Source organism: Acetivibrio saccincola (assembly GCF_002844395.1).
Classification (GTDB): Bacteria; Bacillota; Clostridia; order Acetivibrionales; family Acetivibrionaceae; genus Herbivorax; species Herbivorax saccincola.
Genome location: NZ_CP025197.1, coordinates 2,200,457 through 2,215,858 on the forward strand (window position 1 = coordinate 2,200,457; position 15,402 = coordinate 2,215,858).

Consider the following 15,402-nt stretch of genomic DNA (forward strand, 5'->3'; position numbering starts at 1 on the left):
CCGGTAACTTAAACCCAGATAAAAACATATAATACATATAATAAGTAAACATATGAAACCGGATATACTTTTAATGAATGAAACACATACTTAAACATGAAATTTATTTTTAATCTTTTTCGGAGTGAAATTTATGTCAACCTTTGAGTCCATCAACTGTTTTCTTACAGATAAAGACGGCAATAAATTAAATCCATATGCATCCGGTGCTATTTGCTACAAAGAACTTTTTTGCCGGAAAATCTGTCCTGAAAAACAAATGCTTTTAAAATCCGGAAAAACGGCGGAAATATATAAGATTACCGTTCTTGTTAAAGGTTACGTTGCAATTTGGCAAGATGACAAAATTTATTCATTGCCAATACAATTCAGTCAGATTAAACATTTGTATCTTCATGCCCCACCTCCTACCAAGCTATATTTTGAAGTGGAAGATTTTGAATGTAAATTTGATTTTGACTATTTAGAAAATGAAGAACATAAAATTATAATTAAAATAAAAACATTGGTAAAAGCATTATCTAAAGTGGATATTTTAGTTCCTGAAATAAAGACAAAAAATTCATACAATTATTTTATAATTTATAAAGAATATATAAATAAAGAATACATAAATAATTTAAATTTTTCAGATATTAACCTGGTATGCATCAGTGCCGACAGGGTTTTTGACTCTGTATTTTTTAAAAATAAAATCTCACTTAAATGTGACAAAATAAGGCTAAAGGCAGATGTATACCAGTATAATGCTTTATCAGACGGGAATAAAAAAATATATACAAATGCTGATGAACTAAAAGAGTACGGAAACAAAGGAATTCTAAACCCTCAAAAAGTTTCCTTTTACAGTCTCTTTGTCAATGGGGTGCTGCAGCCTGAAACAAATTATAAAATTAAAGAAGGGCTTTTAACTCTTAATACCAAAAATATACCAATAAAAAATTCCCCCATAATAATACCTTTTGTTACATTTAAAAATATTGACGGCACTCTCATAAAGAGTGAAACCTATTATTACAACACCCTTTCTGACGGATTAAAAAGAGTGTTTACAAATAAGGATGAACTTTGCACATGCGGCAATAGGGGAATACTAAATCCTGAAGAAGTGTCTTTTTATAATTTATTCATTAACGGTATAATGCAGCCTAAAGTAAATTATATCTTAAAAAATGGGCTTTTAATATTAAAAACCAAAGATATTCCCAAAAAAGGGGCTTACATAACCGTTGAATTTATAACACTTAAAGATAAAAAAAGCAGAATTTTAAAAGCAGAGTCCTATCAATATAACACCTTTTCCACCACAAAGAAAGTATACACAAACAGGGATGAGATTACCTGCTACGGCAATAAGGGGATACTAGAACCCAATCTTGTGTCTTATTACAACCTCTTTATAAACGGGGTGCTTCAGCCTGAAACCAACTATACTGTTAAAAAAGGTCTTCTCATTTTAAAAACAAAGGACACTCCAATAAAAGGGGTCCCCATTACTTTACAGTTTATTACGTTATATAGCTAGTTTTTGAAATTCCCCATCGTATTTTCCTATTTAGTATCTATTTAGTATCATTTATTTAGTATCGTTTATCTAATAACTTTTTTCTGGTATCCTTTATCTACTTTTGTCTATCTGGTTTGGTTTGTATTGTGTCGTTTTTCTTTATTTAGCGTTATTTTTCCTTCTCTTTGACAGCCACTCTTTTATCCTTGCTTCATATCCGTTTTCCGTAGGATTATAATAAATTGTACCCCTCATTTCCTCAGGCAAATACTCCTGATCCACTACATTGCCTTCATAATCATGGGCATATTTATACCCTTTTCCATACCCTAAATCCTTCATACCCTTTATCGGTGCATTCCTAAGATGCATAGGAACTTCACCGGTTCTTTTATTTTCCACATCATGCAAAGCCTTATTTATTGCCACATATGCTGCATTTGACTTAGGACTTGTGGCAACGGCTATAGCCGCCTGTGAAAGTATTATCCTTGCCTCCGGCATACCAACCATATGGACGGCCTGGGCTGCTGAAACGGCAATTTGAAGTGCCATGGGATTTGCCATACCCACATCTTCAGCTGCACATATTATTATCCTCCTTGCCAAAAACATAATATCTTCTCCTGCATAAAGTGCCCTTGCAAGGTAAAATACAGCAGCATCAGGGTCGCTTCCCCTCATGGATTTAATAAATGCACTGATATTATCATAATGGTCTTCCCCTGACTTATCAAACCTTACAGCCTTTTTTCCAACACATTCCTGGATTAGGTTTATATCAATGTGATACTTTCCATCGGCATCTAAATCAGATGTCAAAACAGCAAGCTCAACGGCATTTAATGCAATTCTTGCATCACCGCCTGACGCTTCTGAAAGAAAATCCAAAGCATCATCATCTATGAGGATATCAAGATTTCCCAAGCCCCGCTCCTTATCTTTTAAAGCATTTTTTACTATATTTATAATAGCTTCTTTTCCCAATGGCTTTAACATAAAAACAGAAGACCTGGAAATCAAGGCTTTGTTCACTTCAAAATACGGATTCTCAGTCGTAGCTCCTATAAGAATTATTGTGCCGTCTTCCACAAAGGGCAGCAATGCATCCTGCTGGGCTTTGTTAAACCTGTGTATCTCGTCAATAAATAATACCGTCCTCCCGCTTGGGTTAAAAATAGGGTTTTGGGTATCGGCAACAATTCTCTTTATATCAGAAACTCCCGATGTAACGGCATTTAACTTTTCAAATTTGGATTTTGTCATATTTGCAATAATCCTTGCAAGGGAAGTCTTCCCCGTACCCGGCGGACCATAAAATATAATTGATTTTATCCTGTCAGCTTTTATCATCCTGTATAAGGGCTTTCCCTCTCCCACTATTTCCTCCTGCCCAAAAAACTCTTCCAATGTCTTAGGCTTCATTCTATGGGCAAGGGGCACTTTTTTCCCTGTCATAAGAAACATCCTCTCCGAATCTTTTTTCTACTGTAATTTTTATTCTCTTTTAAAATTTTCCACACACTTCAGGTTTTTTAAATTAATTTACTGGTAGAAATCGTTACTATAAACATAAGTTTTCCACATGCTTCATTTTCCTTTAAAACCGAAATAAAATAATTTTCCTAAATCAGTCCTTAAGTTTGCATCCATAGGCTTTGATAAAACATCCTTAAAAGCTTCAATATACATTAAAATAGCTTCATTTGAAAGTCCCTTGTCAATGTCCCCTTCCTCTTTACCCTGGGCAATAAGAGACATAAAAACAGGTTTTAATTTTTCTTCATAATAATTTCCCATATATTCACGCACAATAGAATAAGAGTTTATAACGGAATTAACAAACTTCTCACTTAGCATTTCTGCAGCCTTCATTTTTATATTATAAAACTCCTCAAGCTTTTCTTTAAATGTTAATTTACTATCAACAAGTTTTTTTACCTTTTCCAGCTGCTTATCTGCAAAACAAAAAAACACCTGTCTTACAAGGCCTTCTTTACTTTCAAAATAATTATATATAGTAACCTTTGAAACATTAGCTCTTTTTGCTATATCCGTGATTTTCACATTGTTTATCCCATAATCATTAAACAATTCAAAGGCTGCATCTATAATGCATTTCATTTTCTCTTCCCTGCGTTTATCAAACCCGTTCATACTTTACTTACCTCCGGCATATCTTATAATACCAAAGTTTTTGAACTAATTCAATGATAAAGTTCAAAATTCTATTGACAAAATAGCGGCAAAAGTGTAATATGAACTTATTAAAGTAAAAAGTTCATTCTTTTTATTTTGCTGTATTCTTATATCATATAAAAATTAACCGGCATGTTTAAAAGAAAATTTTTTCAAAGAATAAGCCAAAACCTGTAGTTTCTTAGAAAAGCTTAAAGGAGTTGATGCAGTGATAGAAGTAAAAGATCTCTCAAAAATTTATTCCAACGGAAAAGGCGTTTTTGATATTAATTTTAAAGTGGAAAAAGGCGAAGTGTTTGGATTTTTAGGCCCTAACGGTGCAGGAAAAACCACCACAATCAGAAATCTTTTAGGCTTTACAAACCCCACAAAGGGAAGCTGCAGCATTAACGGAATGGACTGCCGCAAAGAAGCTTCCCGGATTCAAAAAATTCTAGGCTACATCCCTGGCGAAACAGCTTTTTTTGATAATATGACAGGTATTCAATTTATAAATTTCATATCTGATATGCGGGGCATGGACTGTTCCAAAAGAAGGGACTACCTTATTGGTTTTTTTGAATTGGAAGCCAATCGCAAAATCCGTAAAATGTCAAAGGGAATGAAACAAAGAAAAGTTATTTTGTCACCGTATCAAGTGATGAGGATATAGAAAAAATCAAATCCGGCGGTTTAGAATTTAAAACAATTGATGAAAACAGACTTGAGATATTTATAAGTGATGAGTTTAAAAAACTATTTGAAACCCTTTCTAAATGTAATGTTAAGGATTTAGAAACATCCTCAAAGACATTGGAAGAAATTTTTATACGTTATTACAACAAGGAGGAAAACTAAATGTCATGGAGTTTATTTAAAGTAAATATAAAAACAAATGTCATCAACCACCGTATAATCGCATCCCATGTTGACAAGGGGAGTATGGCCTATTTGCTTTCCACTCCCAATTCACGGGTAAAAATTGCCTTTACCCAGGCCGTATCCGGGTTAGCTTCCATAACCCTCTTTTTCATTGTAACAACTTCCTTTGCAATTGTTGTTTCTGAGGTGATGTTTCCGGGGCTTTTGGAAACAGGCAAATTCATTATGCTGAATATATATGCCCTTCTCATGTACTATGCAATAGGAGGCATTGGCTTTTTTGCATCCTGTATAGCAAACGAAAGCAAATTAAGCCTTAGCATAGGAGTGGGTGTTCCTGTTACTTTTTTAGTCCTCCAGATGCTAGGAAATGCAGGGGAAAAATTCAGCTGGCTTAAAAACTTATCACTATATACTCTTTTCAATCCAAATAAGCTTATTGAGGGAAGCAGTTTTTCATATATCGCAATGTTTATATTTACCGTTATTGCAGTCATTCTCTATACCGGAGGTATATTAACATTTAACAAGCGTGATTTACCAATTTAGAGGTACATTTAAGGAAGGTATTTATTTTACCTTCCTTATTTTTTTCTAATACTTAGTCATTTTTATGCCTTTCCCCGCAATAGGGACAGTATAAATAGTTTCTTCTTATATTTTTTCCGCAAGCCTTACAGGGTTGATGTTTTTGAATTAACCTTGTCACAATTAAATAAATAATAAGATTTCCCGGTGTATTTAAAAGGCCAAAAATCCCCCAAAGCCACTTGTTTTCTCCTCTTTTTGACGCATCTAAAAAAATCCATGAAGCCTGTATAAAAAGAACCGCTGCTAAAAGAAACCATAAATATACCGGAATTTTTGTTGGTGTCATTACTCCACCTCCTTTGAAAGCCTGTGCTTTATGAAAAAGGGCACTAAAATGGGCACAAACATGATAATAAAAATTTGTACCGTTAAAATAACCTTTCCGTATCCCATATATGCAAACATTCCTGCAGAAGATAAGAAAATTACTGAAACTAAAATAAAAACAATATAGTCCCTTATATTTTTATTTTTCTCTTTTATTTTTTCAGCTTCCCTGAAAGCTTCTGCTATTATTCTTTCATAAGCTTCAATATCTTCACCCTTTATGGACGGCTCATCTTCCGCATGTTCCTTTAATAAATTCATACTCTCCCAAAAAGCAGAACAATCTTTACAATTGCCAATATGATTTTTTAATTCTTCAGTTAATTCTTTTTCTCCATAAAAGGCATCTAAAATGCGTTTTTGCATTTTTTCATGTTTATTAAACATATTAAAACCCCTTCCCTTTTTGTCCTATACCAATGGTCAGTCTTTATATAAAATCCCTTATCTTTTTTATACAATAATGAAGTCTTGAACGCACCGTCCCAATGGGACATTTTAGTATCTTGCTGATTTCTTTATATGAATAGTTAAAATGGTTTTTTAAAATAAATACCATCCTCTTTTCTTCAGGCAGCTTTAAAAGCACTTCCCCAATTCTTTTTACCGTATCCTTGTTTATAATATCATCTTCCAAACTTTGGGTATTTTTGATTAATGTTTTTTCAATATCTACCCTGCTTACCTTTTTATCTTTTTTAAGCATATCTTTATATATGTTTGAGGCAATGGAAATAAGCCAGGTTGAAAATTTTGAATTGCCTTTAAACTTTTTTATATTCAAAATAGCCTTAACCATAACTTCCTGGGTTATATCCTTTGTAATCTCTTCATTCATGGTAAGCTTCAAAAGATACCCGTATACTATTTTATAATTGTCATAAAGCAGCACTTCAAGAGATTTTTTATCTCCTGATTGAGCCTTTTCTATAAGTGCCTTCTCACTAAGTGCTTTTTTACTCAAAAGAATATTCCCCTTTCTCTTCATCGCCGTCACACAAATTCTGCTTTTTTGAATTTTTCTGTTGCAATCACACTAAACAAAACAATAAGAAAAACGGTAAAAATTAACGGTACTATCATCTCTTTTGAAGGCAAAAATTTAAAATGATTGGCTTCTTCTAAAAGCTTTCCAGGCAAAATACCCCATGTCTTTTGGCTAAATTTTAAAAATGGTATAAAATATGTTAAAACCAGTGTGGCCATTGCTGCAGCAAATGATTTTTTTAAAAAGGCACTAAACAAAAACAGCAGGCTCAAAACAAAAATAAAGAAAACACCATATATAAAACCTGAAATAACCGCTGCCAAAAAACTTCCATGGGTAAATCCAAATATTATGCCTGAATAACAGTATGCTATTACCATACCTGCAACATTTAAAACCATCAAATATAATCCATACACCAGCATTTTGCCGCCTATAACACCTTTTATGCTGCATCCCATTGAAACAGGAATGGTTAATGTTTTATCTTTTAGTTCATTAGACATTATACCCATAAGGGAAAGTACAATTATTAAAGTACTAATCTGAAAAAGGTCTTTTGTATAGTTTTCCATAGCCGCTTTTTGGGAAAGCTCAATAAGTGCGCTAAAGTCCACTCCCTGCATCTGACCTTATTATTTCCACAACATCCTTTCTTCCCTGTGGGTCTAGAGCTGAAGACGGCTCGTCTAAAAGTAGTTGACTTTCCCGCCCCGTTTTCCCCAATAAAGCCGTATACCTCACCTTCTCTCACCTCTATATTTACACCTTTTAGTACATTATACCTGCCGTAATTTTTAAAGAGGTTTTTTACTTTAATCATCTTCCCACCTCTTTCTTCCCACTGCAAGATAAATTACAGGGCCCAGCGTATTTACAAAAAGCACTATAATAATCCACAAAACTTTATTTAAATTTCCAACTCCCTTTTTAAGAATGTCTATAATACAGTATAATACAAGTCCCACTTGAAGTATAATAAGCGGTAGAAAAAGCTTTAGAATTTCTAAATTTGTCATATTATCAAACATAATTTCACTCCTTTTTTTATTTGATAATATGACTTAAAAAAACTAAAAAAGTTCATTCTTTTATAAAAATATTTTTATGTAAATAAAAAAACAGGTGAAGTAAAAACTCCACCTGATACATTTATTTCAATTATTAAATTTAATACTTTCATAAAACTACAGCTTATACACCTTGTCAGATGAAAGCACTTGTATTCCACCCTTTGTAAGTATCTCCACAGCTTTAGAAGAGTTTTCCACCCTCAATAAAACAAGTGCCTCATCGGATTTTTTGCCCACAAAAGCATACATATATTCTATACCTATGGATTGTGCATCTAATATTTCCAGTGCTTTTGAAAGTCCTCCCGGCTTATCTTCAACACCAATAGCTATAACATTTGTAGAGCTCACAGTAAATCCATTTTCCTTTAATACCTTTTCTGCCTTATCCGGGTCATTTACAATAAGCCTTAAAATCCCAAAATCCGTAGTGTCTGCTATGGATAGTGCACTGATGTCAATATTGTTTTCCCCGAGAATTTTTGTAACTTCAGCAAGCCTTCCAGACTTGTTTTCTAAAAAAACTGATATTTGCTTTACATCCATAACCATCCCTCCCGGAAGTTATTTTACATCTTTCTGTTATCTATTAGGTCTCTTATCTATTACACGCTTTGCCTTCCCTTCACTTCTTTCAATTGTCTTAGGTTCAACTAATTTAACTTTTGCACTGATTCCCAATGTAGTTTCTATTTCCCCACGTATTCTCTTCTCAATTTCTTCAATTCTTTTAACTTCATCTGAGAACATATTTTGAGTCATTTCAACCCATACTTCTAAGGTGTCAAGGGTGCCTTCCCTGTCAACTATTAATAGATAGTGGGGTGCTGTTTCCCCAATTTCTAAAAGCACACTTTCAATCTGGGACGGGAACACATTCACTCCTCTTATTATAAGCATATCATCTGTTCTGCCTGATACCTTGCTCATTCTGACAATAGTTCTTCCACATTCACATTTTTCATAATTTAAAGAGGAAATATCCCTTGTTCTGTATCTTATAAGTGGCAGACCTTCTTTTGTAATTGTGGTAAATACAATTTCTCCTTTTGAGCCTGGTGGAAGTACTTCTTCTGTCACAGGATCTATAATTTCAGGAATAAAATGGTCCTCTTGTATATGAAGCCCACATTTATACTTACACTCACTGGCAACACCCGGTCCGATTATTTCACTCAAACCATAAATATCAATAGCAAGTATTCCAAGCCTTTCTTCAATTTCTTTTCTCATACTGTCAGACCATGGTTCTGCACCAAATACCCCTGCTTCAAGCTGTAGTTCTTCTTTTTTAATTCCCATTTCCTCCATTACCTCAGCTATAAATAAAGCATAGGACGGTGTACATGCTAAAATGGTAGTTCCAAAATCCTTCATAATTTGAATTTGCCTTTTTGTATTTCCTCCTGATATAGGAATAACGGAAGCACCTATTCTTTCCGCTCCGTAATGAACTCCAAGACCTCCTGTAAAAAGACCATAGCCATAAGCCACCTGGATAAATGAGTTCATATTGGCACCTGCACAATACAAAGTTCTTGCCATAACTTCCGCCCAGGTATCAATATCCTTTCTTGTATATCCTACAACCGTTTGTTTCCCGGTAGTTCCAGAAGATGCATGAATTCTCACTATTTCACTAAGCGGTTTTGCAAAAAGCCCATATGGGTATGTGTCTCTTAAATCTTGTTTGTACGTAAAAGGCAATTTTTTTAAATCTTCCAAAGACTTTATATCCCCTGGCTCGATACCTTTTTCCTGCATCTTTCGCCTATAATGAGGAACATTGTGAAAGACTCTCTTAACAGTGTCTATAAGCCTTTCCGTTTGAACCCTTGTCATCTCTTCCCTTGACATACATTCGTATGCCGGATTCCAGTATTCCATGTTTTTACCCCCTCTAAAATTTATTGCATAAGCCTCTATTTATTTAAGATATTTTCTTACTACATATTTTTATATAATACTTTATATTTTTAATATAATACTTTCTTATATAGTTCTAAGCTCCTATATCTAATCTTTGTTCTACCTCTTTATATTTAAATATGCTTTCTATATGTTCCTTTGAAAACTTCCTGGTAATTAAGCTTACCACAGGAACCGCAATTAAAGAGGCTAACATTGCAATGCCACCGATAGTAGGCGCATATGCCGCATTCATTTTTAAAACAATTGCCCCGCCTACTGAAACGGAAAATCCGGTTATTATACCTGCCCAGGCACCTGCTTTAGTAGTTCCCTTCCAATACAAACCATATAGGAATGGAGCTAAGAAAGAACCTGCAACCGTTCCCCATGAAAAAGACATCAAAGTTAAAATAGCACTTGGTGTTGTGGCAACAATATATGACAATGCAACAAACACTGCACATAAAAGCCTCATAATTATCATAACTTTTTTGTCTTCCATATTTTTAAATAAAGTCCCTTTTATTAAGTCTAAGGAAATGGAAGAACTTGATACAAGCACTAGTGCTGCGAGGGTTGACATGGAAGCAGAAAGAACCAGTACAATAATTATTCCCATTAAGTAGCTGGGCAAAGCTCTTTCAAGCATAATGGGTACAACATTATCAAGATTTAACCTTCCATTTACCATTATTTCTGAACTGTCAACAAATAACCTTCCAAAAACCCCTACAAAATAAGCTCCTCCTGCAATTAAAAATGCAAAAACAGTGGATACAATTGTACCCTTCTTAATTGCATCTTCATCACGTATTGCATAAAATTTATGCACCATCTGGGGAAGCCCCCAGGTTCCTACACTGGTAAGAACAATAAGTGATATAAGATTTACAGGGTTTGGTCCAAATACCTTTGTTAGCCCGTCTCCCACTTCAGGAATGGCTGCCAGCTTTGAAAGCCCTTCACCAAGTCCTCCAACATTAGGATGATTAACAACAAAGAAAACCATCATCAAAAGACCTATTATCATTATAATTCCTTGTATAAAATCATTTATTGCAGTTGCAACATATCCGCCTAAGAGAAGATAAATTCCTGTAAGTACAGCCATGGCAAGCATACACATATTAAATGAAATTCCCAGAGGCTCTCCTATTGTTGTAGTAAAAAGATAGCTTAGTCCCTGATACACTGAAGCTGAGTAAGGCACTAAAAAGAAAAATATAATTATTGATGTAACAATTTTAATTGCCCTGCTGTCATATCTTTTTTCAAAAAATTCCGGCATTGTAGAAGCCTTTAATTCGTGAGTCATTTTTCGGGTTCTCTTTGCAAGAACAAGCCAGGCCAAAAGACTTCCAACAACTGCATTAGCTATACCTATCCAGGTAGCTGAAATACCATGTTGCCAGCCAATCCTTCCTGCATAACCAATAAAAATAACTGCTGAAAAATAAGCAGTCCCATAAGAAAAAGCACTAATCCAAGGCCCCATTTTTCTTCCGCCAAATAAAAAATCCTGTACATTCTTTACTTTCCTTCTGCTGTAAATTCCAGTGCCTATCATAATAGCAGCAAAAAGTCCAAGAAAAATAAGCTTAATTACTAAATCCATATCCTACCGTCCTCTCAAAACTTTAAAATTCTAATACCTACCATACTGCCTGACTTCATTGCTACAAACCTTTTTGATTATAAGTCTATTCTACAATAAAAACTAAAATAAATAAAGATATAATTATTAATAATTATATCTTTATTTATTCCATTCTATTTTTTCATTTTATTATTTATGTTTTAATTTTTGTGCTTCAGAATAATCTTTGAATCAAATCCCACAAGTTATATTTACTAAATACAGAGACTGCAACCAAAGATACAGTTGACATAATTTTAATGAATATGTCCAAGCAAGGACCAACAGTATCCTTCAAAGGATCCCCAACGGTATCACCTATAACAGCAGCCTCGTGGGCAGGAGAGCCTTTCTCTGAACCTTCTATAGCACCGGATTCAATATATTTTTTACCGTTGTCCCAAGCACCACCAGCATTGCCGGCAAATATGGCAATCATAATAGCAGATATAGTACAGCCAATAATTAAACCTCCGACAAATTCAGGACCGAATATAAAACCGCACAATACCGGCACTCCTATTGCCATTAGGGATGGTACCTTCATTTCTCCTATAGCCCCTTTAGTTGAAATTTCAATACATGTCTTGTAGTCAGGTTTATTTTTACCTTCCAAAATACCAGGGATCTCTTTAAACTGACGGCGGACTTCATCAACCATTTTGCGGGCAGCTTTTGAGACAGCTTCAATGAGCATTCCCGAAAAGAGAAATGGCAAAGCCCCACCTGCAATTGCACCGGCCAGAATCATAGGATCAACTATATTCAGTATCAAATCAGTACCAATTTCATTATAAGAATAGAGGTAAGAAATCATCAAAGCTAAAGCTGCCAATGCACCGGAACCAATGGCAAATCCTTTACCTATTGCAGCTGTAGTGTTACCAACTGAATCAAGGGTATCTGTAATGCGGCGGACTTCGTGGTCTAACCCTGACATTTCTGAAATACCCCCGGCATTATCAGAAATAGGACCATAGGTATCTACAGATACCGTTGTAGCAACAAATGACAGCATACCTGCTGCAGCCATGGCAACACCAAACATACCAGAAACATAATAGGAAATAATAATACCTGCGCCTAAAACCACACATGGAGCCATACATGACTTCATACCCACTGCCATCCCCTGAGTAATTGTCAATGCAGGTCCTTCTAAAGATGTATGGGCTAAGTTTTGAGTAGGCTTATAGTCTGAAGAAGTATAATACTCAGCAATAGCACCAATGATAACTCCTGCTGCCACACCAATAGCAGCGGCAATCCAAGGCGAAACCCAACCGAGGGAAAAACTTACAACGCTTAGATCAGAAAAGCCGCCAAATAATAGTTTAGACAATGCTAAACCTGATACAATGGTTAAACCTGCTGAAATATAAGTAGCCAGATTCAAATCCTTATGGGGATTCTCAGACATCTTAGACTTAAATAATACTGTTGCTAAACCTAAACAGCAGGCAATCAATCCTCCGGAAACAAATGCTACAGGGAATAAAATCATCTTTGACAGTAATCCCTCCGGAACACTGGCACCTCTAAACTGAGCAGAAAGAATTAAATAATATGCTAAAATCATAGATGAAACAACAGCACCTACAAAGCTTTCCAACAAATCTGAACCTAAACCTGCTACATCACCTACATTGTCCCCCACATTATCTGCTATAGTAGCAGGATTACGGGGATCGTCCTCTGGAATATGGGCTTCAGTTTTACCTACCAGGTCAGCTCCCATATCTGCGGCCTTGGTATAAATACCACCGCCTACACGGTTAAACATTGCCACCATAGAACAACCAAGGGCATAGCCTGAAAGAGTCATGGCAAAAGGTATAAACGAAACACCCATCCAGTTGGTAACCAGTTCGGTATTATTCAACTGACCCATAGCTATACCAAAAACAATATAGACAATAATAAGCCCTAAAAGAGCAAAACCCGCCACACATAGTCCCATAACAGAACCACCAGACAAGGCTACTTTAACTGTTTTCCCTATATCTTTTGTTTTACGGGCTTCATTTGAAACACGTACATTGGCATATGTAGCAATTTTCATACCAATCATACCGGCACTTCCACTCATAATGGAACCGATAATCAAAGCAACAGCGGAATACAAACTAGTTGTTATAGCCATAATCACAGCCACAATTAAAACCACGGTATATAAAACCCTGTACTCATAGTTAATAAATGTGTTTGCACCAAGACGTATTGCACCTGCAATTTCCTTCATCTTGTCAGTGCCTTCGTCCAGTTTCTTTACTTTTACAAAGTTAAATGCAGCAAAAGACAAAGCCAAAACAGTAGCAATAATAACTAAACTTACAAATGACATTTTTTGACCTCCATATAAAATTTTATGCAAAAGCACTAACCTTTTGCATAGAGTAGTTATGAAAAAAGCACATATTTATAACAACCGTAGCTGCTCATTTGCCAAAAGATGTAGAAAGCTTTAGTAAGTAAAATATGAATTCTCCCCTAAATTGAGTAAAAAGTCATATTGAGTAAATAGCCGTGACTTTTGCATAAAAATATCATAAAACAAAATTAAAAATATTTCAAGTGTTTTTTCTGTAAAATTTAACATGATATTGAATTTCATATAAGATTATTAAGTCATGCTTTTATAACATTTTCGTAACTTCCTCTGTATACACCCCTTGTATCTACTATTAGTTTACTATGCCTTAATATAAAATCAAAATCAAATGCATCATGGTCTGTACTTATAAGGACACAGTCCATTTTTTCTAAGTTTTCTGCCGTTATTTCTATAGATTCTAAGTCAAAAAAACATTTCCTCTTTTTTGGAAACTTTTTAATATATGGGTCACTGAAAAAAACATTGGCACCTTTAGACTTTAATATCTTTATTAATTCTACAGATGGCGATTCCCTTGTATCGTCTATATTTTTTTTATATGAAAGTCCTAAAACCAATATATTAGAATTCTTCAAAGACTTTTCACTATTATTCAAACCTTCAACTACTTTATCAACAACCCAGAAAGGCATCATAGTATTAACTTCCCCCGCCAATTCAATAAACTTTGTACAAATTCCATACTCCTTTGCTTTCCATGTAAGATAAAAAGGATCAATTGGAATACAGTGACCGCCAAGTCCGGGTCCTGGATAAAAAGGTGTAAAACCAAAAGGCTTTGTAGAGGCGGCCTTTATCACTTCCCAAATATCTATACCCATTTTATCGGCTACAATTTTCATTTCATTAACAAGTCCTATATTTACTGCTCTATAAATATTTTCTAATAATTTTGTCAATTCTGCAGCCTTAAGGGAATTTACCGGTACTACCTCTTCAATTACGCTTTCATATAGGCTGACTCCAATTTCTAAACATGTTTTTGTAGCCCCTCCTACAACCTTTGGAACAGTTTTTGTTGTAAAATTCAAATTCCCCGGATCCTCCCTTTCAGGAGAATATACTACAAAAAAGTCTTTGCCGATTTTAAAGCCTCTCTTTTCTATCTTTGGAATAATTTCTTCCTCTGTTGTACCAGGATAAGTGGTGCTTTCTAAACTTATTAACTGTCCCTTTTTTAAAAATGGCAATATACCGTTCACTGAATTTATAACAAAAGACAAATCGGGTTCCCTGTATTTATTAAGTGGTGTAGGAAGACAAAGTATTATAGCATCTAAATTTTCTACTTTTGACAAATCGGAAGTTGCAAAAAGGCGGCCATTTTCTACACTGTTTTTAACCCTGCTGTCATGTATATGCTTTATATAACTTACTTTTTCTTCATTTATTTTTACAATCTTTTTTTCATCTTTATCAAATCCAATTACTCTATACCCTGATTCTGCAAAAGTCAGTGCAAGGGGAAGTCCTACATAACCTAGCCCGATAATGCCTATTATGGCTTTTTTCTCTTTAATTTTATTCTTAATAGATTCTAAAAACTTCTTATGGTGAATTAATTCATTAAAAACATCAGCAAGTTTTTTTGTAAGGTTTTTTCTCTCAAACTTTATAATATCTTCATTTATTTTGTAGTCTTTTAATATACAAGCATTTAATTTATCTTCTTGCCATTTTTCATATATTTCTAATATGTAACTTTCCATGCCTTCATAATCACTAAAATCAAAATTCTTTCCCCTACCTGTCTCTGTGAGCAGTTCTTCTGTAACACTTCCTTTAGGAGACAAACCCATTATTGGCTTACACAACCTCAAGTACTCAAAAACTTTCCCTGCATGAACGGTTTTCCATTTTTCCTCCTCGCCTATTATCAGCAATAACAAATCAGCATTACTTGCCTTTTTAAGA

At 34.6% G+C, this 15,402-nt stretch carries 16 protein-coding genes; 3 read left to right on the top strand and 13 right to left on the bottom strand.

The genetic code is table 11. The features are described 5' to 3' along the window. Window positions 1-133: 133 nt before the first annotated feature. Entirely contained in the window at window positions 134-1,525 is a 1,392-nt protein-coding gene (locus HVS_RS16565) for a DUF4183 domain-containing protein (RefSeq protein ID WP_159063441.1), read from the top strand. Window positions 1,526-1,666: 141 nt separating this feature from the next. Here the strand turns inward: HVS_RS16565 and HVS_RS09865 are convergent, their stop codons facing one another. Then, entirely contained in the window at window positions 1,667-2,965 is a 1,299-nt protein-coding gene (locus tag HVS_RS09865; protein ID WP_101301816.1) for a replication-associated recombination protein A, read from the bottom strand. Window positions 2,966-3,097: 132 nt separating this feature from the next. Further along, window positions 3,098-3,664: a TetR/AcrR family transcriptional regulator gene (locus HVS_RS09870; protein ID WP_101301818.1), complete on the bottom strand. Its 567-nt coding sequence runs from the start codon at window positions 3,662-3,664 to the stop codon at window positions 3,098-3,100. 250 nt (window positions 3,665-3,914) lie between these two features. On the opposite strand from HVS_RS09870, the gene HVS_RS09875 reads away from it, so the two are divergent. Both HVS_RS09875 and HVS_RS09880 read left to right on the top strand, forming a co-directional pair. Then, window positions 3,915-4,358, top strand: coding sequence for an ATP-binding cassette domain-containing protein (locus tag HVS_RS09875; RefSeq protein WP_101301821.1), 444 nt, complete (start codon window positions 3,915-3,917; stop codon window positions 4,356-4,358). A 185-nt stretch (window positions 4,359-4,543) separates the two neighbouring features. Then, the gene (locus HVS_RS09880; RefSeq protein WP_101301823.1) at window positions 4,544-5,116 is read left to right on the top strand and encodes an ABC transporter permease subunit; all 573 of its coding nucleotides are present in this window, start codon (window positions 4,544-4,546) and stop codon (window positions 5,114-5,116) included. A gap of 52 nt (window positions 5,117-5,168) precedes the next feature. Here HVS_RS09880 and HVS_RS09885 read toward each other — a convergent pair whose 3' ends face one another. From HVS_RS09885 to HVS_RS17835, 11 genes are all read right to left on the bottom strand, one after another. Further along, a complete protein-coding gene (locus tag HVS_RS09885) occupies window positions 5,169-5,444 on the bottom strand; it encodes a zinc ribbon domain-containing protein (protein ID WP_101301825.1) in 276 nt (91 codons plus the stop codon). Beyond that, window positions 5,444-5,872, bottom strand: a complete 429-nt coding sequence (locus HVS_RS09890; protein ID WP_101301827.1) for a hypothetical protein — start codon at window positions 5,870-5,872, stop codon at window positions 5,444-5,446. The genes HVS_RS09885 and HVS_RS09890 overlap by 1 nt, the downstream gene beginning before the upstream one ends. Before the next feature lie 43 nt (window positions 5,873-5,915). Beyond that, window positions 5,916-6,449, bottom strand: coding sequence for a sigma-70 family RNA polymerase sigma factor (locus tag HVS_RS09895; RefSeq protein ID WP_235827681.1), 534 nt, complete (start codon window positions 6,447-6,449; stop codon window positions 5,916-5,918). Between the two features lie 29 nt (window positions 6,450-6,478). Next, window positions 6,479-7,090, bottom strand: coding sequence for a hypothetical protein (locus tag HVS_RS09900; protein ID WP_159063442.1), 612 nt, complete (start codon window positions 7,088-7,090; stop codon window positions 6,479-6,481). Beyond that, a complete protein-coding gene (locus HVS_RS09905; protein WP_101301831.1) occupies window positions 7,006-7,296 on the bottom strand; it encodes an ATP-binding cassette domain-containing protein in 291 nt (96 codons plus the stop codon). The genes HVS_RS09900 and HVS_RS09905 overlap by 85 nt, the downstream gene beginning before the upstream one ends. Then, window positions 7,289-7,504: a PLDc N-terminal domain-containing protein gene (locus HVS_RS09910; protein ID WP_101301833.1), complete on the bottom strand. Its 216-nt coding sequence runs from the start codon at window positions 7,502-7,504 to the stop codon at window positions 7,289-7,291. Before HVS_RS09910 ends, HVS_RS09905 begins: the two co-directional genes overlap by 8 nt. Before the next feature lie 156 nt (window positions 7,505-7,660). Next, window positions 7,661-8,092, bottom strand: coding sequence for an ACT domain-containing protein (locus tag HVS_RS09915; protein ID WP_101301835.1), 432 nt, complete (start codon window positions 8,090-8,092; stop codon window positions 7,661-7,663). 36 nt (window positions 8,093-8,128) lie between these two features. Continuing rightward, window positions 8,129-9,433, bottom strand: coding sequence for a phenylacetate--CoA ligase family protein (locus tag HVS_RS09920; protein ID WP_101301837.1), 1,305 nt, complete (start codon window positions 9,431-9,433; stop codon window positions 8,129-8,131). A gap of 115 nt (window positions 9,434-9,548) precedes the next feature. Beyond that, window positions 9,549-11,072 (bottom strand): sodium:solute symporter family protein, encoded by a 1,524-nt coding sequence (locus HVS_RS09925; RefSeq protein ID WP_101301839.1) that lies wholly within the window; start codon window positions 11,070-11,072, stop codon window positions 9,549-9,551. 196 nt (window positions 11,073-11,268) lie between these two features. Next, complete coding sequence (locus HVS_RS09930; RefSeq protein ID WP_101301841.1) at window positions 11,269-13,437, bottom strand: sodium-translocating pyrophosphatase; 2,169 nt, start codon at window positions 13,435-13,437, stop codon at window positions 11,269-11,271. A 284-nt stretch (window positions 13,438-13,721) separates the two neighbouring features. Beyond that, window positions 13,722-15,047: a nucleotide sugar dehydrogenase gene (locus HVS_RS17835; RefSeq protein ID WP_235827777.1), complete on the bottom strand. Its 1,326-nt coding sequence runs from the start codon at window positions 15,045-15,047 to the stop codon at window positions 13,722-13,724. Window positions 15,048-15,402: the final 355 nt, after the last annotated feature.

Excerpts from the sequence above, each read along its gene's own strand:
- HVS_RS16565 (WP_159063441.1), top strand. The coding sequence starts at position 134 with ATGTCAACCTTTGAGTCCATCAACTGTTTTCTTACAGATAAAGACGGC.
- HVS_RS09865 (WP_101301816.1), bottom strand. The coding sequence starts at position 2,965 with ATGACAGGGAAAAAAGTGCCCCTTGCCCATAGAATGAAGCCTAAGACA.
- HVS_RS09870 (WP_101301818.1), bottom strand. The coding sequence starts at position 3,664 with ATGAACGGGTTTGATAAACGCAGGGAAGAGAAAATGAAATGCATTATA.
- HVS_RS09880 (WP_101301823.1), top strand. The coding sequence starts at position 4,544 with ATGTCATGGAGTTTATTTAAAGTAAATATAAAAACAAATGTCATCAAC.
- HVS_RS09885 (WP_101301825.1), bottom strand. The coding sequence starts at position 5,444 with ATGACACCAACAAAAATTCCGGTATATTTATGGTTTCTTTTAGCAGCG.
- HVS_RS09890 (WP_101301827.1), bottom strand. The coding sequence starts at position 5,872 with ATGTTTAATAAACATGAAAAAATGCAAAAACGCATTTTAGATGCCTTT.
- HVS_RS09905 (WP_101301831.1), bottom strand. The coding sequence starts at position 7,296 with ATGATTAAAGTAAAAAACCTCTTTAAAAATTACGGCAGGTATAATGTA.
- HVS_RS09910 (WP_101301833.1), bottom strand. The coding sequence starts at position 7,504 with ATGTTTGATAATATGACAAATTTAGAAATTCTAAAGCTTTTTCTACCG.
- HVS_RS09915 (WP_101301835.1), bottom strand. The coding sequence starts at position 8,092 with ATGGATGTAAAGCAAATATCAGTTTTTTTAGAAAACAAGTCTGGAAGG.
- HVS_RS09920 (WP_101301837.1), bottom strand. The coding sequence starts at position 9,433 with ATGGAATACTGGAATCCGGCATACGAATGTATGTCAAGGGAAGAGATG.
- HVS_RS09925 (WP_101301839.1), bottom strand. The coding sequence starts at position 11,072 with ATGGATTTAGTAATTAAGCTTATTTTTCTTGGACTTTTTGCTGCTATT.
- HVS_RS09930 (WP_101301841.1), bottom strand. The coding sequence starts at position 13,437 with ATGTCATTTGTAAGTTTAGTTATTATTGCTACTGTTTTGGCTTTGTCT.